Annotated in this window: 22 protein-coding genes; 12 read left to right on the top strand and 10 right to left on the bottom strand. The window is 71.7% G+C overall.

Features of this window, described 5'->3' with window-relative positions:
* Window positions 1-122 precede the first annotated feature (122 nt).
* Entirely contained in the window at window positions 123-941 is an 819-nt protein-coding gene (locus ACE3UN_RS03075; protein WP_374673444.1) for a ProQ/FINO family protein, read from the bottom strand.
* A gap of 138 nt (window positions 942-1079) precedes the next feature.
* Between ACE3UN_RS03075 and ACE3UN_RS03070 the strand changes: the two genes are divergently transcribed.
* The gene (locus ACE3UN_RS03070) at window positions 1080-4013 is read left to right on the top strand and encodes an adenosylcobalamin-dependent ribonucleoside-diphosphate reductase (RefSeq protein ID WP_374673443.1); all 2934 of its coding nucleotides are present in this window, start codon (window positions 1080-1082) and stop codon (window positions 4011-4013) included.
* A gap of 55 nt (window positions 4014-4068) precedes the next feature.
* Here the strand turns inward: ACE3UN_RS03070 and ACE3UN_RS03065 are convergent, their stop codons facing one another.
* The 5 genes from ACE3UN_RS03065 to ilvA form a co-directional block, all read right to left on the bottom strand.
* Entirely contained in the window at window positions 4069-4389 is a 321-nt protein-coding gene (locus ACE3UN_RS03065) for a hypothetical protein (RefSeq protein WP_374673442.1), read from the bottom strand.
* Between the two features lie 14 nt (window positions 4390-4403).
* On the bottom strand, window positions 4404-7142 hold the full coding sequence (locus ACE3UN_RS03060; RefSeq protein ID WP_374673441.1) for a protein kinase: 2739 nt from the start codon (window positions 7140-7142) through the stop codon (window positions 4404-4406).
* Window positions 7143-7144: 2 nt separating this feature from the next.
* On the bottom strand, window positions 7145-7699 hold the full coding sequence (locus tag ACE3UN_RS03055) for an ECF-type sigma factor (RefSeq protein ID WP_374673440.1): 555 nt from the start codon (window positions 7697-7699) through the stop codon (window positions 7145-7147).
* Window positions 7700-8059: 360 nt separating this feature from the next.
* A complete protein-coding gene (locus tag ACE3UN_RS03050) occupies window positions 8060-9316 on the bottom strand; it encodes a hypothetical protein (protein WP_374673439.1) in 1257 nt (418 codons plus the stop codon).
* A 93-nt stretch (window positions 9317-9409) separates the two neighbouring features.
* Window positions 9410-10987, bottom strand: a complete 1578-nt coding sequence (gene ilvA, locus ACE3UN_RS03045; protein ID WP_374673438.1) for a threonine ammonia-lyase, biosynthetic — start codon at window positions 10985-10987, stop codon at window positions 9410-9412.
* Window positions 10988-11317: 330 nt separating this feature from the next.
* Here ilvA and ACE3UN_RS03040 point away from each other — a divergent pair, with 330 nt between their 5' ends.
* On the top strand, window positions 11318-11743 hold the full coding sequence (locus ACE3UN_RS03040) for an OsmC family protein (protein ID WP_374673437.1): 426 nt from the start codon (window positions 11318-11320) through the stop codon (window positions 11741-11743).
* Window positions 11744-11753: 10 nt separating this feature from the next.
* Here the strand turns inward: ACE3UN_RS03040 and coq7 are convergent, their stop codons facing one another.
* Complete coding sequence (gene coq7 / locus ACE3UN_RS03035) at window positions 11754-12386, bottom strand: 2-polyprenyl-3-methyl-6-methoxy-1,4-benzoquinone monooxygenase (protein ID WP_374673436.1); 633 nt, start codon at window positions 12384-12386, stop codon at window positions 11754-11756.
* Between the two features lie 256 nt (window positions 12387-12642).
* On the opposite strand from coq7, the gene ACE3UN_RS03030 reads away from it, so the two are divergent.
* The 5 genes from ACE3UN_RS03030 to ACE3UN_RS03010 all read left to right on the top strand — a co-directional run bounded on the left by ACE3UN_RS03030 (window position 12643) and on the right by ACE3UN_RS03010 (window position 17677).
* A complete protein-coding gene (locus ACE3UN_RS03030) occupies window positions 12643-13620 on the top strand; it encodes a porin (protein ID WP_374673435.1) in 978 nt (325 codons plus the stop codon).
* A 72-nt stretch (window positions 13621-13692) separates the two neighbouring features.
* Window positions 13693-14673: an ABC transporter permease gene (locus ACE3UN_RS03025; RefSeq protein ID WP_374673434.1), complete on the top strand. Its 981-nt coding sequence runs from the start codon at window positions 13693-13695 to the stop codon at window positions 14671-14673.
* A 12-nt stretch (window positions 14674-14685) separates the two neighbouring features.
* Window positions 14686-15630 carry an ABC transporter permease gene (locus ACE3UN_RS03020; protein WP_374673433.1) on the top strand — a complete coding sequence of 315 codons (945 nt, stop codon included), beginning with the start codon at window positions 14686-14688 and terminating at the stop codon, window positions 15628-15630.
* Window positions 15627-16631 carry an ABC transporter ATP-binding protein gene (locus ACE3UN_RS03015; RefSeq protein ID WP_374673432.1) on the top strand — a complete coding sequence of 335 codons (1005 nt, stop codon included), beginning with the start codon at window positions 15627-15629 and terminating at the stop codon, window positions 16629-16631. The genes ACE3UN_RS03020 and ACE3UN_RS03015 overlap by 4 nt, the downstream gene beginning before the upstream one ends.
* Window positions 16628-17677 carry an ABC transporter ATP-binding protein gene (locus ACE3UN_RS03010; protein ID WP_374673431.1) on the top strand — a complete coding sequence of 350 codons (1050 nt, stop codon included), beginning with the start codon at window positions 16628-16630 and terminating at the stop codon, window positions 17675-17677. The genes ACE3UN_RS03015 and ACE3UN_RS03010 overlap by 4 nt, the downstream gene beginning before the upstream one ends.
* A 27-nt stretch (window positions 17678-17704) precedes the next feature.
* On the opposite strand, the gene lysA is transcribed toward ACE3UN_RS03010, so the two are convergent.
* Window positions 17705-18973: a diaminopimelate decarboxylase gene (lysA, locus tag ACE3UN_RS03005; RefSeq protein ID WP_374673430.1), complete on the bottom strand. Its 1269-nt coding sequence runs from the start codon at window positions 18971-18973 to the stop codon at window positions 17705-17707.
* Window positions 18970-19233: a hypothetical protein gene (locus ACE3UN_RS03000; protein WP_374673429.1), complete on the bottom strand. Its 264-nt coding sequence runs from the start codon at window positions 19231-19233 to the stop codon at window positions 18970-18972. Before ACE3UN_RS03000 ends, lysA begins: the two co-directional genes overlap by 4 nt.
* 21 nt (window positions 19234-19254) lie before the next feature.
* On the opposite strand from ACE3UN_RS03000, the gene cyaY reads away from it, so the two are divergent.
* Window positions 19255-19605 (top strand): iron donor protein CyaY, encoded by a 351-nt coding sequence (gene cyaY / locus ACE3UN_RS02995; protein ID WP_374673428.1) that lies wholly within the window; start codon window positions 19255-19257, stop codon window positions 19603-19605.
* Between the two features lie 7 nt (window positions 19606-19612).
* Here the strand turns inward: cyaY and ACE3UN_RS02990 are convergent, their stop codons facing one another.
* A complete protein-coding gene (locus tag ACE3UN_RS02990) occupies window positions 19613-21976 on the bottom strand; it encodes a penicillin-binding protein 1A (protein WP_374673427.1) in 2364 nt (787 codons plus the stop codon).
* Window positions 21977-22309: 333 nt separating this feature from the next.
* Here ACE3UN_RS02990 and ACE3UN_RS02985 point away from each other — a divergent pair, with 333 nt between their 5' ends.
* From ACE3UN_RS02985 to ACE3UN_RS02970, 4 genes are read left to right on the top strand one after another with little or no spacing between them, the layout of a single operon-like run.
* The gene (locus ACE3UN_RS02985) at window positions 22310-23347 is read left to right on the top strand and encodes a pilus assembly protein PilM (protein WP_374673426.1); all 1038 of its coding nucleotides are present in this window, start codon (window positions 22310-22312) and stop codon (window positions 23345-23347) included.
* Window positions 23344-23994, top strand: a complete 651-nt coding sequence (locus ACE3UN_RS02980) for a PilN domain-containing protein (RefSeq protein WP_374673425.1) — start codon at window positions 23344-23346, stop codon at window positions 23992-23994. Before ACE3UN_RS02985 ends, ACE3UN_RS02980 begins: the two co-directional genes overlap by 4 nt.
* Window positions 23994-24695 (top strand): type 4a pilus biogenesis protein PilO, encoded by a 702-nt coding sequence (locus tag ACE3UN_RS02975; RefSeq protein WP_374673449.1) that lies wholly within the window; start codon window positions 23994-23996, stop codon window positions 24693-24695. Before ACE3UN_RS02980 ends, ACE3UN_RS02975 begins: the two co-directional genes overlap by 1 nt.
* Window positions 24695-25222 (top strand): pilus assembly protein PilP, encoded by a 528-nt coding sequence (locus ACE3UN_RS02970; RefSeq protein WP_374673424.1) that lies wholly within the window; start codon window positions 24695-24697, stop codon window positions 25220-25222. Before ACE3UN_RS02975 ends, ACE3UN_RS02970 begins: the two co-directional genes overlap by 1 nt.
* Window positions 25223-25244: the final 22 nt, after the last annotated feature.

Below are 25244 nucleotides of genomic sequence, written 5' to 3'. Positions count from 1 at the left end.
GATGAACGGCGCGGCCGCGGACGAAACCGTCCAGGCGCCGACGAAATGGCCCGTCGCCGCGCCCGCATCCGCCCGGCGGCGACGGCGCCAGGCGCCACGCGGCGCCGGGCGTCGGGCCGCGCTCAGCGGCCGCGCCGCGGCGGGCGGGGCGCGCCGCCGTCCGGCCGGGGGCCCTGGCCCTCCCGCCGCGGACCACCGCCCTCGCGGCGCGGGCCGTCGCGTCGCGGGCCGGGGCCGTCACGCCTGGGGCCGGGTCCGCCGGGGCGGTGCCCGCCCGGACCCTGCTCGCGCGCCTGGCGCGCTTCGGTGGCTTCCTGCCGTGCCTGGGCCAGCACGGTGTCCAGCGCGTCGGGGGCAATGCCCTTGAGCGCACAGAAGTTCTCGCGCGTGAGCGTGGTGGTCTCGAAGGCCCGCAGCAGCAGCGCCCGGTCGCGCCGCGCGGCCTCGTCGGCCTGGCGCCGGCTGTCGCGCAGCGCGCGGCGGCGCGCCAGCTCGTCGGCGGCAGCCTGGCGGTGCTCGGCGCTGATCTCGCCGGCCGGCTGGCCATCCAGGTCCAGGCGCTGGGGCGCCTGGGTCAGGGCGATGAGGTAGCTGGTGCTGCCGGTGTGGCGCCGCAGGAAACCCGACAGGGTGGCGCGGGTGAACACCCCGGGGGCACGCGCCTGGATGTCGGCCTGGATGCGCAGCTTCACGGGCTTGGCGGCACCGGCGAAGAGCGCGGGGAAGCGCGCCTTGAGCTCGGCCGCGCAGGCCTCCGGCGACAGGCGCGGGGCGGCCGCTTCCGGGGCGGCGTCGGCCCCGAGCTCGGCCCGATCGTCGGTCGACGCGGCCTCAAGCTCGGAGTGGGCGCTCACCGGCTCCGCCGGAGTGGCCTCGGCGGCCGGGAGCGGGGCAGGCGCATCGGCGGGCGGCGCCGGCGGGGTCGGGTCGGTGGCGGTCATGGGCGGCGGGGGGCGCAGGGGCGGCTCGGCTCGAAAGGCCGGCATTGTGCCTGCTCAAATCCACCGCAATCGCATGGGTGGGCGCCGCCGGGCCCCAGGCCTTTGCGGCATGATCCTGTGCTTATACCCAGTGACACCATGACGACCACCCGCCGCACCGCCGCCACCCGCTCCGCCACCCCCACCCCGGCCGCCCTGCCGCCGCAGCCCATCAGCGCCGAGGTGCTGCTCGAGAAATACGCCAAGGGCGACGAACGTACGCTCGACGAGGTGCGCCTGCGCGTCGCCCGGGCGCTGGCCGCCGTGGAGGCGCCGGAGCAGCGCGCCCTGTGGGAGCAGCGTTTCGTGGAGGCGCAGCGCCGCGGCTTCGTGCCGGCCGGCCGCATCAACTCGGCCGCCGGCACCGACCTCACGGCCACGTTGATCAACTGTTTCGTGCAGCCGGTGGGCGACTCCATCGCCCAGGTGGAAGAGGGCTTCCCCGGCATCTACACGGCCCTGACGGAGGCGGCCGAGACCATGCGCCGCGGCGGCGGCGTGGGCTACGACTTCTCGCGCATCCGGCCGCAAGGCGCCTGGGTGGGCTCCACGCAGTCCAGTGCGTCCGGCCCCGTGAGCTACATGCGCGTGTTCGACCGCTCGTGCGAGACGGTGGAATCCGCCGGCGCCCGGCGCGGCGCGCAGATGGCGGTGCTGCGCTGCGACCACCCCGACGTGGAGACCTTCATCCGCGCCAAGGACGAGGGTGACCTGCGCAACTTCAACATCTCGGTCGGCGTGACCGACGAGTTCATGCAGGCCGTGCTGGCCGGCACCGACGTGGAGCTGGTGCACCGCGCCGAGCCCGGTGCCGCCCAGAAGGCGGCCGGCGCCCACCGCCGGGCCGATGGCCTGTGGGTGTACCGCCGCGTGGCGGCGGCCAAGCTGTGGGACCTGATCATGCGGTCCACCTACGACCACGCCGAGCCGGGCGTGCTGTTCCTCGACCGCATCAACGTCGACAACAACCTCAACTACTGCGAGACGATCGCGGCGACGAACCCCTGCGCCGAGCAGCCGCTGCCGCCGTACGGCTGCTGCTGCCTGGGCTCGATCGACCTCACCCACTTCGTCACGCGCGCCTTCGAGCCGGGCGCGGGCTTCGATGCCGCGGGTTTCAGCGAGGTGGTGAAGACGGCGGTGCGCATGCTGGACAACGTGCTGGACGTGACCGTCTGGCCGCTGCCGCAGCAGGCCGAGGAGGCGCGCAACAAGCGCCGCGTGGGCCTGGGCTTCACCGGCCTGGGTGACGCGCTGATCATGCTCGGCCTGCGCTACGACACGCCCGAGGCGCGCGAGATGGCGCGCCGCATCAGCGAGACCATGCGTGACGCCGCCTACCTTGCCAGCGCCGAGCTGGCCACCGAGCGCGGCGCCTTCCCGCTGTTCAACGCCGACCTGTACCTCACGGGCACCAGCTTCGCCTCGCGCCTGCCCGGCGAGGTGAAGGACAGGATCCGCGCCCAGGGCCTGCGCAATTCGCACCTGCTGTCCATCGCCCCCACCGGCACCATCAGCCTGGCCTTCGCCGACAACGCCAGCAACGGCATCGAGCCGCCGTTCTCCTGGACCTACACCCGCAAGAAGCGCATGCCCGATGGCAGCTTCAAGGAATACGCGGTGGAGGACCACGCCTGGCGCCTGTACCGCCACCTCAAGGGCCCCGACGCGCCGCTGACCGAGGCCTTCGTCACCGCGCTCGAGATGAGTGCCGAGGCGCATGCGCTGATGGTGGCCGCGGTGGCGCCGTGCATCGACACGTCCATCAGCAAGACCGTGAACGTGCCGGCCGACTACCCGTACGAGGACTTCCAGGGCCTGTACCTCACCGCCTGGCGCTCCGGCCTCAAGGGCCTGGCCACCTACCGGCCCAATGCGGTGCTGGGGTCCGTGCTGAGCGTGGACACGCCGGCCGCCCCGGTGGCGCCGGCCCCGCTGGCCACCGACGCGGTGAACCAGCGCCTCACGCTCGACAAGCTGCCGGCCCCGGTGCTCACCTCGCTGCGCTGGCCCGGCCGGCCCGAGCTGAAGGCGGGCAACCCGGCCTGGAGCTACCTCATCCAGCACCCGCACGGCGACTTCTCGCTGTTCGTGGGCGAGCTGCCGGCCGAGGCCGGCCCCAGCACCGGCCTGTTCGGCGCCACGCTGCCCTTCGAGGTGTGGGTCAACGGCGCCGAGCAGCCGCGTGGCCTGGGCGCGCTGGCCAAGACGCTGTCCATGGACATGCGCACCAACGACGCGCAGTGGCTCAAGCTCAAGCTCGATGCGCTGGCCACGGTGGCCGAGGAGCGCTCGTTCGAGATGCCCTTCCCCCCCACCGGCGAGAAGCGGCTGTTCCCGGGCGTCGTTGCCGCCACGGCCAGCGTCATCCGCTGGCGCTGCGAGCAGCTGGGCGCGCTGCAGGACGGCGGCCCCACTCCGGTGATGGACGCGCTGTTCAGCCGCGAGGAGCCGCGCACCAGCACCTCGGGCACGCTGGCCTGGGCGGTGGACGTGGACAACCCGGCCACGGGTGAATCCTTCACCCTCACGCTGAAGGAGGTGTCGCTGGCCACCAGCGACCCGCGCGTGTCCCCCACGGGCTTCGTCACCCGGCCCTGCGCGGTGGGCTTCTCGGGCAACTACCCCAAGGCCTTCGACGGCCTGGCGCGCCTGCTGTCGCTGGACATGCGGGTGATCGACCCGGCGTGGATCGGCATGAAGCTGCGCAAGCTGCTCAACGTGGGCGAGCCGCTGGGCCATTTCATGGCGCCGGTGCCCGGCGAGCGGCGCCAGCAGGTGTGGCCCAGCACGGTGGCCTACGTGGCGCGCCTCATCATCCACCGCTACGCCATGCTGGGCGTGCTGGACGAGCACGGCTTCCCGCTGCACGAGATGGGCATCCTGGAGGCGCCGGCCCCCAAGCCCACGGGCGACGTGGCGGTGCCCGTGCTCGCCGGCAAGCCCTGCCCCGAGTGCGGCAACGCCACGCTCATCCACAAGGACGGCTGCGACTTCTGCACCGCCTGCGGCTACGTGGGCCAGTGCGGCTGAGCCCAGGCCCGCACGGTGCGCCCCGGGCGGGCCCGCGGGCGCACCGGCTGGCGGCTCACTTGCCGTTCTCGATGCTCGGGTCGAGCTCCAGCTCCGCGTTGTCCGACTTGCGCACCACCCGCACGGTGTAGTCGTAGGTGAGGGCGTCGGTATTGGCGTCGAACAGGGTCACCAGCTGCGTGGCCTCCGTCTGGGCCGGTTGGGGGAACTGGCTGTTCGGCGCCGTCTTGACCACGACTGCATTGGCCGTGGGGAAGCGGTAGGTCGAGGTCTCCAGCACGAAGCTGATGGTCTGGTCCGCCCCGCTGACGGGCACGGGGTCGGGCGTGCAGGTAATGCGCCCGGTGGCGCTGACGGTGACGGTGACGGTTGGCATGGGGGCTCCCTGTGTCAGGTGGATGGCCGCTCGCCCGCCCCGCTCGGGCTGGCGGCCGTTTTCTGCAGATCGGCCATGTCGGGGTGCCGATATCCCTCGTGTTGCAGTCGCGTGATCAGTTCCTGGGCCGCTGGGCGGCGGCCCAGTGCCCACAGGGCCCGGGCGCGCCACAGCATGGCGGCCGGGTCGCCCTGGGTGCTGGCCTGCAGCAGGCGCTGCGCGGCCCGCTCGCGCCGTGCCGCGGCCTGCGCCGCCTGCCCGGGCGCCAGGTGCTCGGCCAGCAGCACCTCGGCGGCCGCGATGGCCAGCGTCTGCTCGGCGTCGAAGGCGCGGCCGGCCTGCGCCAGGGCGTCGGCGTCTGCCACGTAGGCCTGCAGCGCCTCCTGCAGCGCCGGCTGCGGCGGCTGCAGGGCGGCCTGCAGGCGCAGCAGCGCGCCGCGCTGCACCAGCCGCCACGCCGGCCGGTCCACCGCGCGGCCGAGCAGCCGCTCCACGTCGCTGGCCGCCTGGCCGAGCCGGGCGCGCGCCGCATCCCGGTCGCCCACGGCCCACTCGGCCTCGGCCAGCGCCAGGCGGGAGAGGTTCGCCTGCGCCTGCCAGGCCAGGTTGCTGTCGTCCAGGGCCACCAGGGCGTCGATGCGCGTGCTCGCCTGCCGCGCCGCCTCCAGGCCCTGGGCCCCCTGGCCCATCGCCACCTGCAGGCGCGCCTGCTCGTGCAGCGCGTGGGCGATGAGGCGCTCGCTGTGGCGGTCGCCCGCTGCGCCCGCGTGGGCGAGCACCGTCTGCTTCTCGCGCTGGAAGGCGAGGGCGCCCGCGAGGTCGCCGCGGGCCTCCTTGGCCTTGGCGGCCCAGCCCAGCGAGTTGGCCCATTCGAAGCGCAGGTCGCGGCGCGCGGTCGATGCCGAGGCGAAGATGTCGCGTGCGCGCTGGAAGGCGTCCAGCGCCTCGGCCGGGCGGGACCGTTCCAGCGCCAGGATGCCCAGGTTCTGGTGGGCGTGCGCCTGCTCGATGCGCCAGTCCAGGCGCGAGGGGTCCAGGGCCACGAGCCGGTCCGCCAGGCCCCGGTAGCCGTCGAAGGCCCGCTCGGCCTCGTCCGCCAGCCCGCGCCGGCGCGCCAGGTAGCCCACCCAGTACAGGCTCTGCGCGTGGTCGAACAGGCGCTGGCCGTTGCCGGGCGCGCGCTGCACCAGGGCGGCGGTGGTGTCGGCTGCCTCGTTGAACATGTGCCCGGCCTGGGCGAGGTCGCCCCGGTCGTCGGCGATCTCGCCCATGAGGTGCAGGGCCCGGGCGCGGCGGCCGAGCGAGTCGGCGTCCAGCTGGGCCAGGTCCTGGGCGGCGTAGTAGGCGAGTGCCCGTTCGCCCACGGCATCCAGGGCGTCCAGCCGGCCCACCGGCTGCAGCCGCTGCCGCAGGTCGCCCAGCATGAACTCGATCAGCCCTTCGGCCTGCTCGCGCTGCCGCTGCGCCTCGTCCGCCTCGTGCAGGGCCACGCCGAGGCCGGCGCCGAGCGCCACGACCACGGACGCGGCGGCGGCCACGCCCACGCGATGCCGGCGCACGAACTTGGCGGCCACGTACGCGGCGGTGTCGCGCCGGGCCTGGATGGGCTCGTGGTCCAGGTAGCGCCGCAGGTCGTCGCCCAGGGCCTCGGCATGCGGGTAACGCTCCGCGGGCGACTTCTTCAGCGCCTTGGCGACGATGGTGTCCAGGTCACCTTGCAGCGCGCGGGCCAGGCGGGCGGCCTGCGGGCCGCCGCCACGCCGCACGGCGTCCGACAGCCGCCGCGGGACCTGCTCCAGCGTGGCGCGCATCTGGTCCACCGCGGTGGCGGTGGCCTCGCCGGTGGGGTGGCGCCCGCCCAGCAGCACGTACAGCAGCACACCCAGGGCGTAGACGTCCGTGGCGGTGGTGACCTCGCCGTCCTGGAGCTGCTCGGGCGCCGCATAGGCCACGGTGAAGGCACGGCCCGCGCGCCGCGTGAGCTCGGTGGCCGGTGCGCCGGTGGTGGTGCCGCCCTGGGCGCGTCGCATCAGCTTGGCGATGCCGAAGTCCAGCAGCTTCACCTGGCCGTCCCGGGTGACCAGGATGTTGCTCGGCTTGATGTCGCGGTGCAGGATGAGCCGCTGGTGGGCATGGGCGACCGCCGACAGCACGTCGAGGAACAGCGCGAGGCGCTGCGGCATGTCGAGCCGGTGTTCGTCGCAGTAGCGGTCGATCGGCACGCCGTCGACGTACTCCAGCACCAGGTACGGCTGCCCGACCCCAATCTGGCCCGGCGGGGCGTGCACGCCGGCGTCGAGCAGGCGCGCGATGTGCGGATGGGCCAGGCGCGCCAGGATGCGGCCTTCGCGTGCGAAGCGCTCGGCGTCGGCGCGCGGCGCCAGGCTGGCATGCAGGAACTTGATGGCCACCTGGCCGTCGAAGCGGCCGTCCGCGCGGTGGGCGAGCCAGACGCTGCCCATGCCACCCTGGCCCAGTTCGTGTTCGATCACGTAGGGCCCGACGGCCTGCCCCTGCAGGCACGCATCGGCCGCCGGCATGGCGGGCGCCTGCAGGAAGGCCTCTTCGTCGAGCGACTGCAGGCTGGCGAGCAGCGCCTGCAGTTCGTCGGCCAGCCGAGGGTCCTGGGCGCGCAGCGTGGCCAGCCGGGCGGCGCGCTCGGCCGGCTCCTGGTCGAGCAGTTCGTCCAGGTAGGGGCTGAGGACCGGCCACCGGGCCTTGTCCACCACCGGGGCGGCCGGGGAAGAGGCCACGCTCACTTCAGCGCCAGCGCAAGGTAGAGCCTCGCCTTCTGCCAGTCACGCTGCACGGTGCGCTCGGTGACGCCCAGGCACTGGGCGATCTCCGCCTCCGACAGCCCGCCGAAGTAGCGCATCTGCACCACCTGCGCCAGGCGAGGCTCGGTGGCGGCCAGGTCGTCCAGCGCCTCGTGCACGCGCAGCACCTCGTCCTCGTGCCGGGCCACGGACTCGGCCACCTGGGTGTTCAGCGTGACGTGCCAGGCCCCGCCACCGTGCCGCTCGGCCTGGCGGCTGCGCAGCAGGTCCACGACGATGCTGCGCATGACCTGGGCGGCGTAGGCGAGGAAATGCCCGCGGTCGGTGAAATCCACCCCGGCCCCGCGCGACAGGCGCAGCCAGGATTCGTGGACGAGCGAGGTGGTGTCGAGCAAGGTGAGGTCGCCTGCGCGGCGCAGGCGGCTGCGCGCCAGCCGCTGGAGCTCGGCGTACATCATCGAGACGACCTGGTCGGCCGCCTGGCGGTCGCCCGCGGCGGCGTCGCGAAGCAGCAGGGTGATGTCGTGGGTCATGCACGGAGGTCAGGCGGCGCCACAGGCTGCACGGGAGGCGCACGCACCGGCGCGACTCTAGCTGGCGCGCGGGGGCGGGGCAATTGGTCGCTGCGCGGCACGGGCCGCCACGCACGCGGCCGCACTTTTTTTTGCGGTGCATGTCGGGTCCTGCGCGGGCGATCCGTTATGCAAGGGGAGAACGCCAGCGGCGCCCACAGGGGGGGGGGCGGGTTCGCGGTGGGTGCCGGACATCCCGCCCCGGCCGGCGCCGGGCGCGTGGCGGGGTCGCCCGGGCACCCGGTCGACCCCCACCTCGATGGACACGCTCCATCACGCGGCCTGGGCGGCCCCGGTGGATTCAGCGCGCCAGGCAGGCACTCAGTGCCATTCACCCTCGCCCTTCGGTGCACCGCGGTCGCTCGCGCGGCCCCGGTCGGACGCGGCGCGCAGGCGGTCCAGCTTCGCGGCATAGAGCCGGTGCTCCTCGCGCGTGGTGCTGTGGGCCACCGCCTGTGCCAGGTGCCGGTCGGCCACCGCCGCGCGCCCGGCCGCCGCCTGCGCCACCGCCAGCCAGTAGTGCACCTCGTGGTACAGCGGGTCGCGCGCCAGCTCGCGCTGCAGCAGCGCGATGGCGGCCGTGTGGTCGCCCCGCGCCAGCGCAGCGCGCCCCAGGTCCAGGTAGTGGAACGGCGCCACCCGCTCGACGCGGCGCAAGGCATCGTGGTAGCGCGCGGCGTCTGTCGGCCGGTCCACGCTGTCCAGCAACAGCGCCATGTTGGCCAGCGCCTGCGGGTTGTCCGGCTGGAGTGCGAGGGCATGCGCGAGCGCGCGCTCGGCGTCCTCGGCCAGCCCCCGGCGCTGGTAGACCAGGCCAAGCGTGATGGCGGCGCTCGCAAAGCCGGCGTCCTGCTGCAGCGCGGCGCGCACCGACGCATAGGCCAGGTCCAGGTCGCCGGCCACCAGCGCCTCGGCGGCACGGTTGTTGAAGAACATGGCGAGGATGCGGCGCTCGTCCACGACCGTGCCGCCGCGGGTGGGGGCGTCGGTCGACGCCACGAAGTCCACGACGAGCTGGCCGCTCGTGCCCAGGTCCCGGGCGCGATCGATCAGCCGGCGGCCCAGCAGGAGGTTGACGTGCCCATTGGCCACGACCAGGCCGGGCGCGCGGCTGAAGCTGTCGTCACCGGCGTCGAACGCCTGGAACACCACCGGCAGGTCCAGCTCGCGCGCCAGCGCGGCGGTCATGATGGCCAAGGACAGGCAGTTGCCTGCGCGGGCCTCGAACGCCTCGCTGGCGGTGCGCGTGCGTGCCGCGTCGTACTCCAGGTGCAGCAGGCCGTCCCTCTGCAGCGCAGTGATCAGGCGGCGCTGGTGTTCGGGCCCCTGCCGGCGCGGGGCGAGCAGCTGGGTGGCGTACGCGCGCATCGCGGGGCTGAGTGCGAACACCTGCTCCGGCGCCAGGGACTCGGGCGGGGTGCCGAAGGCGTCGTCGCGCAGCGGCGGCAAGGGGAAGGCCGCGCTGCCTGGGGTGGCGCAGCCGGCCCACCAGGGGAGCAGCGCGGCGCACGCCAGGGCGGCGAGCCACGGGCGCATGCCGTGGACGCCGCGGGGCACAAGGGCGATGGATGGGGCCATGGCGCACCTCCGCAGGGCGAGGGTCCCATGGTAGGCCCGCGGGCCCCGGCAGGCCAGCCCCGCGCACGAGAGGCGCGGGCGGCGCGCCGCGAGTCAGCGCAGGAACAGCCGATAGACCGGGTTGTCCGTCTCGTCCACGCAGGGATAGGCCAGCGAGGCGAGGAAGTCCTTGAAGGCCCGCTTGTCGGCCTTCGGCACCTGGATGCCCACCAGGATGCGCCCGTAATCGGCACCCTGGTTGCGGTAATGGAACAGGCTGATGTTCCAGTCGGGGTGCATCGCCGCCAGGAAGCGCATCAGGGCACCCGGCCGCTCGGGGAACTGGAAGCGGTACAGGCGTTCATCCCGGGCCAGTTCGCTGCGGCCGCCCACCATGTGGCGCACATGCTCCTTGGCGAGCTCGTCGTCGGTGAGGTTCACGGTCGGGAAGCCGTGGCGGATGAAGTGGCGCTCGATCTTGTCGGCTTCGTCGCGCCGGCTGATCGCCAGGCCCACGAACACATGCGCCACGCGCTCGTCCGAGATGCGGTAGTTGAACTCGGTGACGGCCCTCGGCTGGCCGGCCGGACCCAGCAGCTCGCAGAAGCGGCGGAAGCTGCCGCGCTCCTCGGGGATGGTGACCGCGAACAAGGCCTCGCGCTGTTCGCCGAACTCCGCGCGCTCGGCGACGAAGCGCAGGCGGTCGAAGTTCATGTTCGCGCCGCAGGTCACGGCCACGAAGGTCTTGCCCTTGGGCTTGTGGGTGGCCACGTACTGCTTGAGCCCCGCCACTCCCAGCGCGCCCGACGGCTCCACGATGGAGCGCGTGTCCTGGAACACGTCCTTGATGGCGGCGCACACGGCGTCCGTGTCCACGACCACGTAGTCGTCCACCAGCTCGCGCGCCAGCCGGAAGGTCTCTTCGCCCACGAGCTTGACGGCGGTGCCGTCGGCGAACAGGCCCACATCCGGCAGCGTCACGCGGCGGCCGGCCTTCACCGAGCGCACCATGGCGTCGGAATCCACCGTCTGCACGCCGATGACGCGGATCTCCGGGCGCACGGCCTTGATGTAGGCCGCGACGCCGGAGATGAGCCCGCCGCCGCCGATGGCCACGAACACTGCATCGATGGGCCCCTCGCACTGGCGCAGGATCTCCATGGCAATGGTGCCCTGGCCGGCGATCACGTCGGGGTCGTCGAACGGATGGACGAAGGTCAGGCCCTGCGCCTTCTCGATCTCCAGGGCGCGCAGGTAGGCGTCGGAGTAGCTGTCGCCGTGCAGCACGACCTCCCCGCCCAGGGCCGCGACGGCGTCGACCTTGACCTTCGGCGTGGTCGTGGGCATCACGATCACGGCCCGGCACTTGAGGCGGTGGGCGCCGAGCGCCACGCCCTGGGCGTGGTTGCCGGCGGACGCGCAGATGACGCCCCGGGCGAGCGCATCGGGCGGCAGGTGCGCCATCTTGTTGTAGGCGCCGCGCAGCTTGAAGCTGAAGACCGGCTGGCAGTCCTCGCGCTTGAGCAGCACGGTGTTGCCGAGACGGCGGCTCAGCGACCGTGCGCTGTCGAGGGGCGTCTCCCGCGCCACGTCGTACACCTTGGCCGTGAGAATGCGGCGCAGGTAGTCGGTCGAGCTGGGGTAGGGGTCGCGCGCGCGGGGGGCGCGCGCCTGGCGGGCGGCGCCGGCCATGGCGTCTCTCCTCGTCGGCGGGAAGGTGCCGGTGCCCGAAGGGCACCGTGTTGCAGTGCCGCATGATATGCCAGCCGGCTGCAGGGTCTTCGAGGCCAGCGCCGGTGGCGCGGGCAGAAAAAAGCCCGGGACGCGAACGACCCGGGCTGAATCCACCGTTGAGGAGGTGGAGGAGACAAACGGTGCGTGGAGCGAATGGATCGCGCAACGCCTGCGGGCAGTCTAGCGCGGCGCATGTTGCGGTGCAATATCCGGCCCTAGGGGCGCCGCTCCAGGCGCGACGCCGCGCCCCATAATCGCGCCCCCCGCTCAGCAACGAGGACCGACGAGATGGAATGCACCGTGCACTGGCTGGCCGACACCGGCATGGCCATGCTGGCCGAAACCGGCAGCGGCCACACGATCACGATGGACGGCGCGCCCGAGGGCGGCGGGCGCAACCTCGCGCCCCGGCCCATGGAGACGCTGCTGGCCGGCGCCGGCGGCTGCACCGCCTACGACGTGGTGCTCATCCTGAAGCGGGGCCGCCACGACGTGACCGGCTGCCAGGTGCAGCTGCGTGCCGAGCGGGCACAGACGGACCCCAAGGTGTTCACCGCCTTGCACCTGCACTTCGTGGTCACGGGCCGGGCACTGCCCGCCGCCGCCGTCGAGCGCGCGGTGGCGCTGTCGCACGAGAAGTACTGCTCGGCCACGGCGATGATCGCGCACACGGCGCGCATCACCACCAGCGTCGAGGTGCGCGAGCTGGCCTGAGGCCGGCGGCTCAGAGGTGGTGGGCCGTCGAGGTCATCACGCGGGCCGCACCACGCATCAGCCACCGCACGGGCGCCGGCAGCGGGTAAGCGCCCGCCCGCTCGGCCTGCTGGGCATGGCCGGCCTCGTCCAGACGCATCTGCGCCACCACGGCGCGCGAGGCCTCGTCGCCGGCCGGCAGGCGGTCCAGGTGGCCGGCCAGGTGCTCCTCCACCTGCCGCTCCGTCTCGACCAGGAAGCCCAGGCTCCAGCCATCGCCGGCGCGGCCGGCCGCCAGGCCGATGGCGAAGGCGCCGGCATACCACAGCGGGTTCAACAGGCTCGGGCGGGCACCCAGCTCGGCCAGGCGCTCGGCGGTCCAGGCGAGGTGGTCCTCTTCCTCGCGGGCAGCGTGCTGCATCTCCTGGCGCACGGCGTCCGTGCGGGCGGTGAGTGCCTGCGCCTCGTACAGCGCCTGGGCACAGACCTCGCCCACGTGGTTGACCCGCATCAGCGCGCCGGACAGGGCGCGCTCTTCGGGGCCCGGCGGCCCGGCCAGACCGGCGCCGGGTGAGGGCCGCCCGGCGTGGGCGACGCCGGAGAGGGTGCGCAATGCATGGTCCAGCGTGACCAGCAGGGGATCGAGGGCCGGGAGGGTCGGCATGCGCCGAGCATAACGCGCGCCGCCCTGACAGGCTGGGCCGCGGCGCCCCACCCTGGTGCGCGGCCAGCGCTTGCGCGTTGTTACCCGACAACAGCGCGCGCCGCCGTGGGGCGATTTCTTTGCGCGTGCCGGGGGGGTCTGGTGCAATAGCGCCAACTTCCGCTGAGGAGGTTGGCCTGATCGGCCCCACCAGCTTCGGTGTTCCGGGTTCTCCCCTCGATCGGGACCTCTTGTTCAAACCTAGGAGATCTCAGACATGAAAAAATCCCTGATTGCCCTGGCTGCGCTGGGTGCCTTCGCCGGTGCCGCCAACGCCCAGTCGTCGGTCACCATCTACGGCTTCATCGACCAGATGGTCACGAAGCCCTACGCCACCGAAGACAAGCAAGTCGCTGACGGCGCCTTCTACGGCGGCGGCAGCCGTCTGGGCTTCCGCGGCGTGGAAGACCTGGGTGGCGGCTACAAGGCCACCTTCGGCATGGAGCATCGCCTGAACGCCGACACCGGCGCCCAAGCCGGTGGTGTGTTCTGGCAAGGCTACTCGACCGTCGGTCTGGTCACCCCGTTCGGTGCCGTGAACCTGGGTCGCCAGTACACCCCCGCGTTCCTGATGATCCAGAACCAGATCGACCCGTTCGGCGGCGAGACCGTGGCGCAAGGCCGTGAGATCGGCATGCGCTTCGGCGTCGTGGCCGCTGGTGGCGCCACCGGTTCCGCGATCTACAAGACCCGCGTGTCCGACTCCATCCGCTACGACCTGTCCCTGGGTGGCTTCAACCTCGGCGCCTCCATCGCCGAAGCCGCTCCCAACGGTGGTGAAGACAAGCCGTTCTCCGTGGCCGCCAACTACGCCGCGGGCCCGTTCTGGGTGGGCGTGGGCTACGAGAACCCGGCCGCCGAGGAAGACAAGGGCTGGAACGTGGGCGGCCGCTACAACTTCGGTTGGGCCACCCTGTCGGCCGGCTACTCCAAGGGCACGACCGCCGCTGGCGCCGATGCCAAGGGCTGGATCGTCGGTGCCACGGTGCCCGTCGGCGCCGTCGACATCAAGGGCATGTACGCCACCAGCGACATCGACGTGATCGGCCAGACCCGCAAGATCGGCCTGGGCGTGCACTACAACTTCAGCAAGCGCACCAAGGTGTACGCCGATGCCGCCCGCATCTCCGGCGACGCCACCGACGCGCTGGACAACAAGACCGGCTACGACCTCGGCATCAAGCACACCTTCTGATTCCCGCGCCCCCGGGCGCTTCGATCAGAATGCAAGCCGCCTTCGGGCGGCTTTTTCTTTTCCTCCTGACGCATGCTCGCCTTCCTCCTTCGCCGGCTCCTGGGTGCGGTCGCCGTCATGCTCACCGTCGGCGTGGTGGCGTTTTCGCTGTTCCAGTTCGTCGGCGACCCCGTCACGCACCTGGTCGGGCAGGAGGCCACGCCCGAGCAACGGCAGCAGTTGCGGGCCGATCTCGGCCTGGACCAGCCGGTGCTGGTGCAGTTCGCGCGGTTCGCCGGGCAGGCGGTGCAAGGCGAGTTCGGCATCAGCCTGCGCCAGGGCCGCAAGGTGTCCGACCTCATGGCCGAGCGCCTGCCCGCCACATTGGAGCTGGCCGTGGTGGCGGCGCTGCTCGCGCTCGTCGTCGGCATCCCTCTGGGCGTGGTGGCGGCACTCAAGCGCGGCACCTGGCTGGCCCAGGGCCTGATGGCCGCCTCCCTGCTGGGCGTGTCGCTGCCCACCTTCCTCGTGGGCAACCTCGCGGTGCTGGTCTTCGCCGCGACGCTGCAATGGCTGCCGGCGTTCGGGCGCGGCGAGGTGGTCGCCTGGGGCGGGTGGACGACCGGCCTGCTCACGCTCGATGGCTGGCGCCACCTGCTGCTGCCTGCCGTCACGCTGTCGATCTTCCAGATGACCCTGGTGATGCGGCTGGTGCGGGCGGAGATGCTGGAGGTGCTGCGCAGTGACTACATCAAGTTCGCCCGCGCGCGCGGCCTGCCCGACCGCGTCGTGCACTTCGGCCACGCGCTGAAGAACACGCTGGTCCCGGTGATCACGATCACCGGCCTGCAGTTGGGCAGCTTGATCGCATTCGCCATCATCACGGAGACCGTCTTCCAGTGGCCCGGCATGGGCCTGCTGTTCATCCAGGCCGTCCAGTTCGCGGACATTCCGGTGATGGCCGCCTACCTGTGCCTGATTTCGCTGATCTTCGTGGTCATCAACCTCGTCGTGGACCTGCTCTACCTGGTGGTCGACCCGCGCCTGCTGGCGGGCCGCTCGGCAGGGCACTGATCCGTTGTTCCCATGTCCTCCGTCCTGACCCCTCCACCGGTGCGCCGGCCGTCCGCCTGGCGCCGGGCCTGGGACAGCGACCTGCTGCACAGCTTCCGCCAATCGCCGGTGGCGCAGCTGGCGGCGGTGCTGGCGCTCGTCTGCAGCATCGCGGCGCTGGGTGCGCCATGGCTGGCCCCTCACAATCCCTTCGACCTCGCCACGGTGGACCTGATGGACGCGCGCCTGCCGCCGGCCTGGCTGGAGGGGGGCAGCTGGCGCTTCCCGCTGGGGACCGACGACCAGGGACGCGACGTGCTCTCGGCCCTGATGCACGGCGCGCGGATCTCCCTGTTCGTCGGCGGCGCGGCGGTTCTGCTGTCCCTGCTGGCGGGGGTCGGGCTCGGCCTGCTGTCGGGCTTTGTCGGCGGCTGGCTGGACAGCCTGCTCATGCGGGTGTGCGACGTGATGCTGTCGTTCCCCGCCATCCTGGTGGCCCTGCTGATCGACGGCGTGGGACGGGCGCTGTGGCCCGGCGCCCACGGGAGCCTGGCCTTCGGCGTGCTCATCCTGGCCATCGCGCTCACCGGCTGGGTCAAGTACGCCCGCACGGTGCGTGGCTCCACCCTCGTGGAGCGCCGCAAGGAATACGTGCAGGCGGCCCAGGTGATCGGTGTCGCGCCCTGGCGCATCATGCTGCGCCACGTGCTGCCCAACGTGACCGGGCCCGTGCTCGTGCTGGCCACCATCGACGTGGCGGCCGCGGTGATCATCGAGGCGACGCTGTCGTTCCTCGGCGTGGGCGTGCCGCCCACCAGCCCGTCGCTCGGCACGCTGATCCGCGTGGGCAACGACTACCTGCTGTCCGGCGAGTGGTGGATCACGGTGTTTCCCGGCGCCATGCTGATGGCCATCGCGCTGTCGGTGAACCTGCTGGGCGACTGGCTGCGCGACGCGCTGAACCCGAGGCTGCAATGACACTGTCCGCCCAGCCGGTCCACACACTGCTCGAGGTGCAGGACCTCGTCGTGGAGTTCCCCACGCGGCGGGGCACCCTGCGTGCACTCGACGGCGTCAGCCTGCACATCGCGCCGGGCGAGATCCTCGGTGTGGTGGGCGAATCGGGCGCGGGCAAGTCGCTCACCGGGGCGGCGGTCATCGGGCTGCTGGAGCCGCCGGGTCGCATCGCCTCCGGGGTCATCCGCCTGCGCGGCCAGCGCATCGACAACCTGCCGCCGGAGCGCATGCGGCAGCTGCGCGGGCGGCACATCGGCGCGATTTTCCAGGACCCGCTGACCTCGCTGAACCCGCTCTACACCGTGGGTCGTCAGCTGGTGGAGACCATCCGCACCCACCTGCCGATGGATGCCACCCAGGCCCGCGCCCGCGCGGTGGAGCTGCTGCGCCAGACGGGCATCCCCGCGCCGGAAGCGCGCGTGGACCATTACCCGCACCAGTTTTCCGGCGGCATGCGGCAGCGGGTGGTGATCGCGCTCGCCCTGGCCGCCGAGCCCGGGCTCATCGTGGCGGACGAGCCGACCACGGCGCTCGACGTGTCCATCCAGGCGCAGGTCATCGGCCTGCTGCGTCGGCTGGCGCGCGAGCACGGGACCGCGGTCATGCTGGTGACCCACGACATGGGCGTCATCGCCGAGGCCTGTGACCGGGTCGCCGTGATGTACGCGGGCCGCGTGGTGGAGACCGGTCCGGTGGCTGAGGTGATCCATCGGCCGGCCCATCCCTATACGCGGGGCCTGATGGCGGCGATTCCTTCGCTGGCCGACGGCATGGATCGCCTGGCGCAGATCGACGGTGCGATGCCACGCCTGGACGCCATCCCCGGCGGCTGTGCATTCCATCCCCGCTGCGCCCAGGTGCACGCACCGTGCCGGGTGGACCGGCCCGACATGCTGGACGCGGGGGCGACCCGGGCTGCCTGCTGGCTGCACGCCGCGCCGCCGGCGGGAGGACACGGATGACCTCGCCCATCGCCTGTCAGGAGCCCATGGTCGCACCGCCGACACCCACGCCGCTGGTGGAGGTGAACGACCTGGCCAAGCGCTTCGATGTGTCCGCGCCCTGGCTCACCCGCGTGCTCGCCCGCGAGCCCAGGCGCACGGTGCGGGCGGTGGACGGCGTGTCCTTCCGCATCCGGCGCGGCGGCACGCTGGCGCTGGTGGGCGAATCGGGCTGCGGCAAGAGCACCGTCGCCCGCATGCTGGTGGGCCTGCAGGCGCCGGACCGGGGACAGGTGCACTTCGATGGCCAGGATGCACTGGCGGCGTGGCGTGCCGGTCGCCGGGCGGCCGGGCTGCGTCGCCGCCTGCAGATGATCTTCCAGGACCCGTATGCGAGCCTGAACCCGCGCTGGCGGGTGGCCGACATCGTGGCCGAGCCGCTGCTGGTGCACGGCCTGGCAGGCGATCGCCGGCAGGCGCGGGAACGGGTGGATCAGCTGCTGGCTGCCGTCGGCCTGGACGGCGCGGATGCCGGGCGCTTCCCGCACCAGTTCTCGGGCGGCCAGCGGCAACGCATCTCCATCGCGCGGGCGCTCGCCTCCGGGCCGGAGTTCCTGGTGTGCGACGAGCCCACCTCGGCGCTGGACGTGTCGGTCCAGGCCCAGGTGCTGAACCTCATGAAGGACCTGCAGCAGTCGCTGGGGCTCACCTACCTGTTCATCTCGCACAACCTGGCGGTGGTGCACCACATGGCCGACGAGGTGGGGGTGATGTACCTGGGCCGGCTCGTCGAGCTCGCGCCGCGGCGCCAGCTGTTCGCGCAGCCGCGCCACCCCTACACGCGCATGCTGCTGGACGCCATACCGGACCTGCACGCGACGGGGCGCGCACGCACGCCCGTGCAGGGCGAGGTGCCCAATCCCCTGTCGCCGCCCACGGGTTGCACGTTCCACCCGCGCTGCCCGCATGCGACACCGCGCTGCCGTGCCGAGGTGCCCGTGTGGCGGGTGCTGCCGGCGGGCGGCGCCGTGGCCTGCCACGCGGTGGAGGAGGGGCGGCTCGGTTGAACGCCGCGCGCCCCGGCCAGACGGCTATCAGCCGATGAGGCGCTCGCCCGCCAGCAGCTGCGCCCCCGACCCCCGCGCGGGGCCGCGGTGCCCCCGCTCGCCGTCGACCATCACCTGGGCCGCGCGCGGCCGGGTGTTGTAGTTGCTCGCCATGGTCATGCCATAGGCCCCCGCGGACAGCACGGCGAGCACGTCGCCCGGCTGCACGACCAGCCGGCGGTCCCGGCCCAGCCAGTCGCCGGATTCGCACACCGGACCGACCACGTCCCAGGTGCGTGGCGTGCCGTCGTGCCGGTGGCACGGCTCGATGCGCATCCAGGCCTGGTACATGGCCGGGCGCATCAGGTCGTTCATGGCGGCGTCGACGATGCAGAAGCTCTTCTCGTCGCCGGGCTTGAGGTAGAGCACCTGGGTGAGCAGCACCCCGGCGTTGCCCACCAGCGAGCGGCCGGGCTCCAGCAGCACCTCGCGGTGGCCGTGACCACGCGCGTCGATGCGTTCCAGCATCTGCCGCACCAGCGACTCGGGGCTGGGCGGCTCCTCGTCGGTGTAGGTGATGCCCAGCCCGCCGCCCAGGTCGATGTGCTGCAGCTCGATGCCCTCGCCGGCCAGGGCCTCCACCAGATCGAGCAGGCGGTCGAGCGCATCGAGGTAGGGGCTGGCGTGGGTGATCTGCGAGCCGATGTGGCAATCGATGCCGACCACCTCGATGCCCGGCAGCGCCCGCGCCTGGGCGTAGACCGCCAGCGCCCGCTCATGGGCGATGCCGAACTTGTTGCCCTTCAGGCCGGTGGAGATGTAGGGGTGCGTGCCGGCGTCCACATCGGGGTTCACGCGCAGGCTCACCGGAGCCCGGCGCCCGGCCCCGGTGGCCACGTCGGACAGCACGAGCAATTCCGCCTCGCTTTCCACGTTGAAGTAGCGCACGCCGGCGTCCAGCGCCAGGCGCATCTCGTCGCGCGTCTTGCCGACGCCCGAGAAGACGACCTGGTCGGCCCGCCCGCCGGCGGCCAGCACGCGCTGCAGTTCGCCACCCGAGACGATGTCGAAGCCGCAGCCCGCCTCGGCAAAGGTCTGCAGCACGGCCAGGCTCGAGTTGGCCTTCATGGCATAGCACAGCAGGTGCGGGCGGCCCGCCAGCGCCCGCTGGTAGCTGCGGACCTGCTCGCGCATGGCGTTGCGCGAGTAGGCGTACAGGGGGGTGCCGAACTGGCGGGCCAGGTCGACGAGTGCATGCCCCTCCAGCTGGAGATGGCGGTCGTGCAGGGCGAGGAAAGGGTGGCCGGGCAGGGTCATCGGGGCACGGGCAGCGCGCGGCCGCCCGGTGAGGAGGCGGTGGGCGTGGGCACCGCCGGCGCCGGCGGGGTGCCCGGCGAGGGCGTGGCCGTGGGCGGTGTGGTGGGGGTGGGCAGGGTGAGGGGGCCGCGCTGCCCGCAGGCCGACGCGAGCAGGGCGACGGCCATGCCGGACGCGACCGCGGCACGGCGGTGCCACAAGCCCATGGACGAACGGCGCCGCGAGGGCGCCACTACACTCGACGCAGCGCGGTACGGCATGCCGCGAAGTGTACCGATCCCATGAGCGCCTCTGCCTTCTCGGACGCCGAATACCACCAGCGTGCAGCCGCCGCCCTGGCCGCCGTCGAGCGGCAGGTCGACCGCTGGCTGGACGAGGACGTCATCGACATCGACAGCCACCGCACGGGGGGCTTGCTGGAGCTGTCGCTGCCCGACGGCAGCAAGCTCATCGTGAACACCCAGCCGCCGCTGCACGAGATCTGGCTCGCGGCCCGGGCCGGCGGCTTCCACTTCCGGCTGCAGGCCGATGGCAGCTGGCGCGACACGCGTGACGGCGCCGACTTCTTCGAACGCCTGTCGCAGCAGGCGAGCGCCCAGGCCGGGCGCCCGCTGGTCTTCGCGGCCGGCTGAGGCCGGCTCAGCGGAAGAGGTCGAGGATGCCCTTCTTCTCGTCCTCGGTCGGCGATTGCGGCAGGTGCTCCTCGGCGCCCAGGGTGTCGACCCCGCGCCCAGGGCTGTACTCGTCGTAGTACCACTCGCCGCCCACGTTCACCACCCCCTCCGGCGCGGGCGGCTCGCTCACGGGCACGCCCTTGAGCGCCTGGCCCATGTACTCGATCCACACCGGCAGTGACAGGCCGCCGCCGGTCTCGCGGTCGCCCAGCTTGCGCGGGTTGTCGTAGCCGATCCACACCACCGCCGTCACGGTGGGCTGGAAGCCGGCGAACCAGGCGTCCATGGAATCGTTGGTGGTGCCGGTCTTGCCGTAGAGATCGGGCCGCTTGAGCGTGGCCTGCGCCTTGGCGGCGGTGCCCGAGCGGGTGATCTCCTGCAGCAGGCTGCCCATGACGAAGGCGTTGCGGGCGTCGATCACCCGGGCCGACTCCTCGGGCCCGCGCAGCGGCACTTCGTGCAGCAGCTTGCCGCGGGCATCGGTGATGCGCGCGATCAGCACCGGGGCCACGCGGTAGCCGCCATTGGCGAACACGCTGTAGGCGGTGGCCATCTGCATCGGCGTGACGGATCCGGCCCCGAGGGCCATCGTCAGGTAGGGGTCGTGCTTGTCGCGGTCGAAGCCGAAGCGCGTGACCCAGTCGCGCGCGTAGTCCACGCCCACCGACTGCAGCACCCGGATCGAGACCATGTTCTTGGACTTCGCCAGGGCCCGCCGCAGCGGCATGGGGCCGTCGAAGCTGCCGTCGTAGTTCTTCGGCTCCCACGGCTGGCTGCCGGTGCTGCCGGCGTCGAAGAACAGCGGGGCGTCGTTCACCACCGTGGCGGGGGTGAAGCCCTTCTCGAGGGCCGACGAGTAGATGAAGGGCTTGAAGCTGGAGCCCGGCTGCCGCCACGCCTGGGTGACGTGGTTGAACTTGTTCTTGCCGAAGTCGAAGCCGCCGACCATGGCCAGGATGGCGCCGGTCTGCGGGTCCATGGACACGAAGGCGCCTTCGACTTCCGGCTGCTGCGTGAGGGTCCACTCGCCCTTCGCGCCGCGCACCGCGCGCACCACCGCGCCGGGGCGGATCTGGCGCTTGGGCTCGGCGTTGGCGGCGAGCCCGGATGTCACGGGCTTCAGGCCGTCGCCCGTCACCGTGATCGACTCGCCCGACTGCAGCACGGCCACCACCTTCTTCGGGGAGGCCTCCAGCACCACCGCCGCCTTGAGCTCGTCGTTGTCGGGGTGCTCGGCCAGCGCCTCGGCCACCCGCGCGTCCACCGCCTTGGGGTCGGCCGGCAGGTCGATGTAGGCCTCGGGACCGCGGTAGCGCTGGCGGCGCTCGTAGTCCATGAGGCCCCTGCGCAGGGCGCGGTACGCCGCCACCTGGTCGGCGGCGCGCACGGTGAGCTGCACTTGCAGGCCGCGCGTGTAGGTGTCGGGGCCGTACTGGTTGAACACCATCTGGCGCGCCAGCTCGGCCACGTACTCGGCGTGGACCGGCACGTCGGCCGGCGCGCGGTAGCGCAGCTTCTCCGCCTTGGCGGCCGCATGCTGCTCGGCCGTGATGAAGCCGTTGTCCAGCATGCGGTCGATGATGTACTGCTGCCGCACCGTCGCCCGGCGCGGATTCACGATCGGGTTGTAGGCCGATGGCGCCTTGGGCAGGCCGGCCAGCATCGCGGCCTCGGCCACGGTGATGTCCTTCAGGGGCTTGCCGAAATAGATGTCACTGGCGGCGGCGAAACCGTAGGCACGCTGGCCGAGGTAGATCTGGTTCATGTACAGCTCGAGGATCTGGTCCTTGCTGAGCTGGCTCTCGATCTTCAGGGCGAGCAGCACCTCGTACAGCTTGCGCGACAGCACCTTCTCGGAAGACAGGTAGAAGTTGCGCGCCACCTGCATGGTGATCGTCGAGGCGCCCTGGCTGCCCACCGCGCCGAACTGCGCCAGCGCGGCGCGCAGCACGCCCACGTAGTCCACGCCGCTGTGCTCGTAGAAGCGCGCGTCCTCGATGGCCAGCACCGCCTGCTTCATGACCAGCGGGATCTCGCCGATCGGCGTGAAGGTGCGCCGCTCGTCGCCGAACTCGCCCAGCAGCGTGCCGTCGGCCGAGTACACCCGCAGCGGCAGGCGTGGCCGGTAGTCGGTCACCGAGTCCAGCTCGGGCAGGTTGGGATAGGCCACCGCCAGGGCGATGGCCGCGGCGATGAGCCCGAGCAGGACCACCGCGGCGATGCTGCCCGCGACGAACGCGGCGGCCCTCGCCGGCACCGCCCACCACCGGGGCGCGGTGCGCCCGCGGCCAGCGGGGTCGGAGGAATCGGCGGGGGAATCGTCGCTCATGGAGGGCTGCGGGGTGGGGACGGCTGATTATAGAAATGGGGTTCCCCCCGTCAGCGACTTACGGCCAACGGGTTTTCGCCATCACAGTTGCTTGCCCGTCAAAACGGTTTGTCACAGCTGAACGCGGGAACCCGAGAACCCTTTCTCGCGCCGCGGAAGAGAGTGTGCGAACCGCAACGAACAGGCCGGCTCAAAGGGCGTTTTTCCTTGGTTTCACAACATCCTTGCTGCTAGGATTGAAGTGCTTTGTTAACTTTGCGTCCTGTCGTAGGGCCGCTGGAGCCTTGACTCGTGGGTTTTCTTGATCGCCTGTTGGGCCAGAAGCATCCGCCGATGATTGGCCTGGATATCAGTTCGTCGAGCGTCAAGCTGGTCGAGCTGTCGCGGTCTGCGCCAGGCGAGCTCGTGCTCGAGCGTCTGGCCAGTGAGCCCTTCGAGAAGGGCTGGATCGTCGACGGCCAGATCGAGAAGTTCGACGAGGTGGCCGACGCCGTTCGCCGGGTGGTCACCCGCAGCGGCACCAAGACCCGCCAGGTCGTCATGGCGATGCCGCAATCGGCGGTCATCACGAAGAAGATCGTGCTGCCCGCCGGCCTGCGCGAAGAGGAGATGGAGCTCCAGGTCGAATCGGAAGCGCACCAGTACATCCCCTTCTCGCTGGACGAGGTGAGCCTGGACTTCTGTGTCATCGGGCCCAACGCGGCCTCCGCGGGTGACGTGGACGTGCTCATCGCCGCGTCCCGCAAGGACCGGGTGCAGGACCGCCAGGGTCTGGCGGAGGCTGCCGGCCTCACGCCCGTGGTGCTGGACATCGAATCGCACGCCTCCCGCCTGGCCATGGGACGCCTCATCTCCGCCCTGCCCGAGCAGGGCAAGGAATCGCTCGTCGCCCTGTTCGAGATCGGTGCCGACACCACCAGCCTGAAGGTGCTGCGCGAAGACGAGATGCTGTACGACCGGGACCAGTCCTTCGGCGGCTCCCAGCTCACCCAGCTCATTTCCCGTCAGTACGGCTTCTCCTACGAGGAGGCCGAGCAGAAGAAGATCAGCGGCGACCTGCCGGAGGACTACGAGTCCACCCTGCTCACGCCCTTCGTCGACAGCCTGGCGCATGAGATCGGCCGGGCCCTGCAGTACTTCTTCACCAGCACGCCCCACCACAAGGTGCATTACGTCATGCTTGCCGGCGGCACGGCCGCCATGCCCGGGCTGCGCGAGCGCGTCAAGGACGTCACCGGCTTCACCTCCAAGGTGGTCAATCCCTTCGAGGGCATGAAGCTCGGGTCCTCGGTCCGCGAGGCCAAGCTGCGTCGCGAGGCGCCCTCCTACCTCACGGCCTGTGGCCTGGCGATGCGGAGGTTCGTGCAGTGATCCTCATCAACCTGCTCCCGCACCGCGAAGCGCGGCGCCAGGAGCGCAAGCGCCAGTTCCTGTCTGCCCTGTTGCTGGCCGCCATCGTCGGTGCCGGTGTCGTCCTGCTCTGGTTCGGCGTGATCCAGCAGATGAAGGCCGCGCAGGAAGGTCGCAACCGGTTCCTCTCCGAAGAGATCAAGAAGCTCGAGGAGCAGATCAAGGACGTGGCCGACCTGCGCACCGAGATCGATCAGCTCAAGGCGCGCCAGAAGGCGGTCGAGGATCTCCAGACCGACCGCAACGTGCCGGTCTACCTGCTCGACGAACTGGTCCGGCAGACGCCCGAGGGCATCTACCTCACGGCCGTCAAGCAAGCGGGCAACGTCGTCACCGTGAGCGGCCAGTCCTCCACCAATGAGCGCGTGTCCGAGATGCTGCGCAACACGGCCTACAACTCGTCCTGGCTGGAGAAGCCCGAACTGGTGGAGATCAAGGCCGTCACCATCGGCAAGGATCGCGCGGCGCGCCGCCTGTTCGATTTCTCCATGCGCCTGTCCATCAAGCGGCCGCAGGCGCCCGGTGCGGCGAGTGCGCCCGAGGGCGGCGCTGCACCGGCCAAGTCGTCCAAGCCGGCCAAGGCCGGCAGCAAGGCCAAAGGCGCATGATGGCCACCGCAAAGTCCTCGCCCCGCATCGACCTCGGCGCCAGCCTGCAGCGCGCGGCCGCCCAGTTCCGCGACCTCAATCCCAAGGAGCCGGGCCAGTGGCCCGTCCTGCCCAAGATCGCCGCCTGCCTCGCCGTCACCGGCATTGCCGTCGGACTCGGCTGGCTGCTCGTGCTGAGTGATGCCAACCAGAGCCTCGAGGCTGCCCGCGCCAAGGAGCCGAAGCTCAAGGCGGAGTACCGGGACAAGCTCGCCCAGGCGGTGAACCTGAACGAGCTGAAGAAGCAGAAGGAACAGGTCCAGGAGTACGTCACGCAGCTGGAGAAGCAGCTGCCCGGCAAGGCCGAGATGGACGCGCTGCTGTCGGACATCAACCAGGCAGGCATCGGCCGCGGCCTGCAGTTCGAGCTGTTCCGGCCCGGTCAGGTGGTCATCAAGGACTACTACGCCGAGCTGCCGATTGCCGTGAAGGTGTCGGGGCGCTACCACGACATCGGCTCCTTCGTCGCGGACGTGGCCAACCTGTCGCGCATCGTCACGCTGCACAACGTCAGCATCGCCCCGCCGCCCAAGGACACCTCGGGCACGCTGGTGATGGAAGCCACCGCCCGCACCTACCGGTACCTTGATGCGACCGAAGTGGCCGAGGTCAAGCGCGCGGCCGCCGAGGCCGCCAAGGCGAAGAAGAAGGGCAAGAAGTGATGACGCGCCTGTCATGTGTCCTGGCGGTCGCCGCGTTGTCGCTGGCGGGCTGCGGCGCCAATACCGACGAGCTCACGGACTGGATGGAGCAGCAGAAGCGCGCCGCCAAGCCCAGCGTGCAGCCGATCGAGGCCCCGAAAAAGTTCGAGCCGCACCCCTATGCGGCGATTGCGTCCATGGACCCGTTCAGCGCCCAGAAGATCGGCAGCGGCACGCGGCTCGAAGGTGGCCAGGGCAACCCCATCCTGGCGGCGCAGATGCGCCGCCGCAAGGAGCCGCTGGAGGCCTATCCGCTCGATGCCATGAAGATGGTCGGCACGGTCTCCAGGCAAGGACGGCCGCACGCCCTGATCGAGGTGGACAAGCTGCTCCACTATGTCAAGGCGGGCGAATACATCGGCCAGAACTACGGCCAGATCACGCGGATCGACGAAACCGAGCTGACCTTGCGCGAGCTGGTGCAGGACGCGGCCGGTGAATGGATCGAGCGCACCACGACTCTCCAGCTGCAGGAGAAGGCGCGATGAACACACAGTTGGAGTGTCGCAA

Origin of the sequence: Ideonella sp., assembly GCF_041918995.1 — a bacterium.
GTDB lineage: Bacteria > Pseudomonadota > Gammaproteobacteria > Burkholderiales > Burkholderiaceae_C > Ideonella.
Note: the sequence above shows the minus strand (reverse complement) of the source record. Positions and strands in the feature narration are given on the sequence as shown.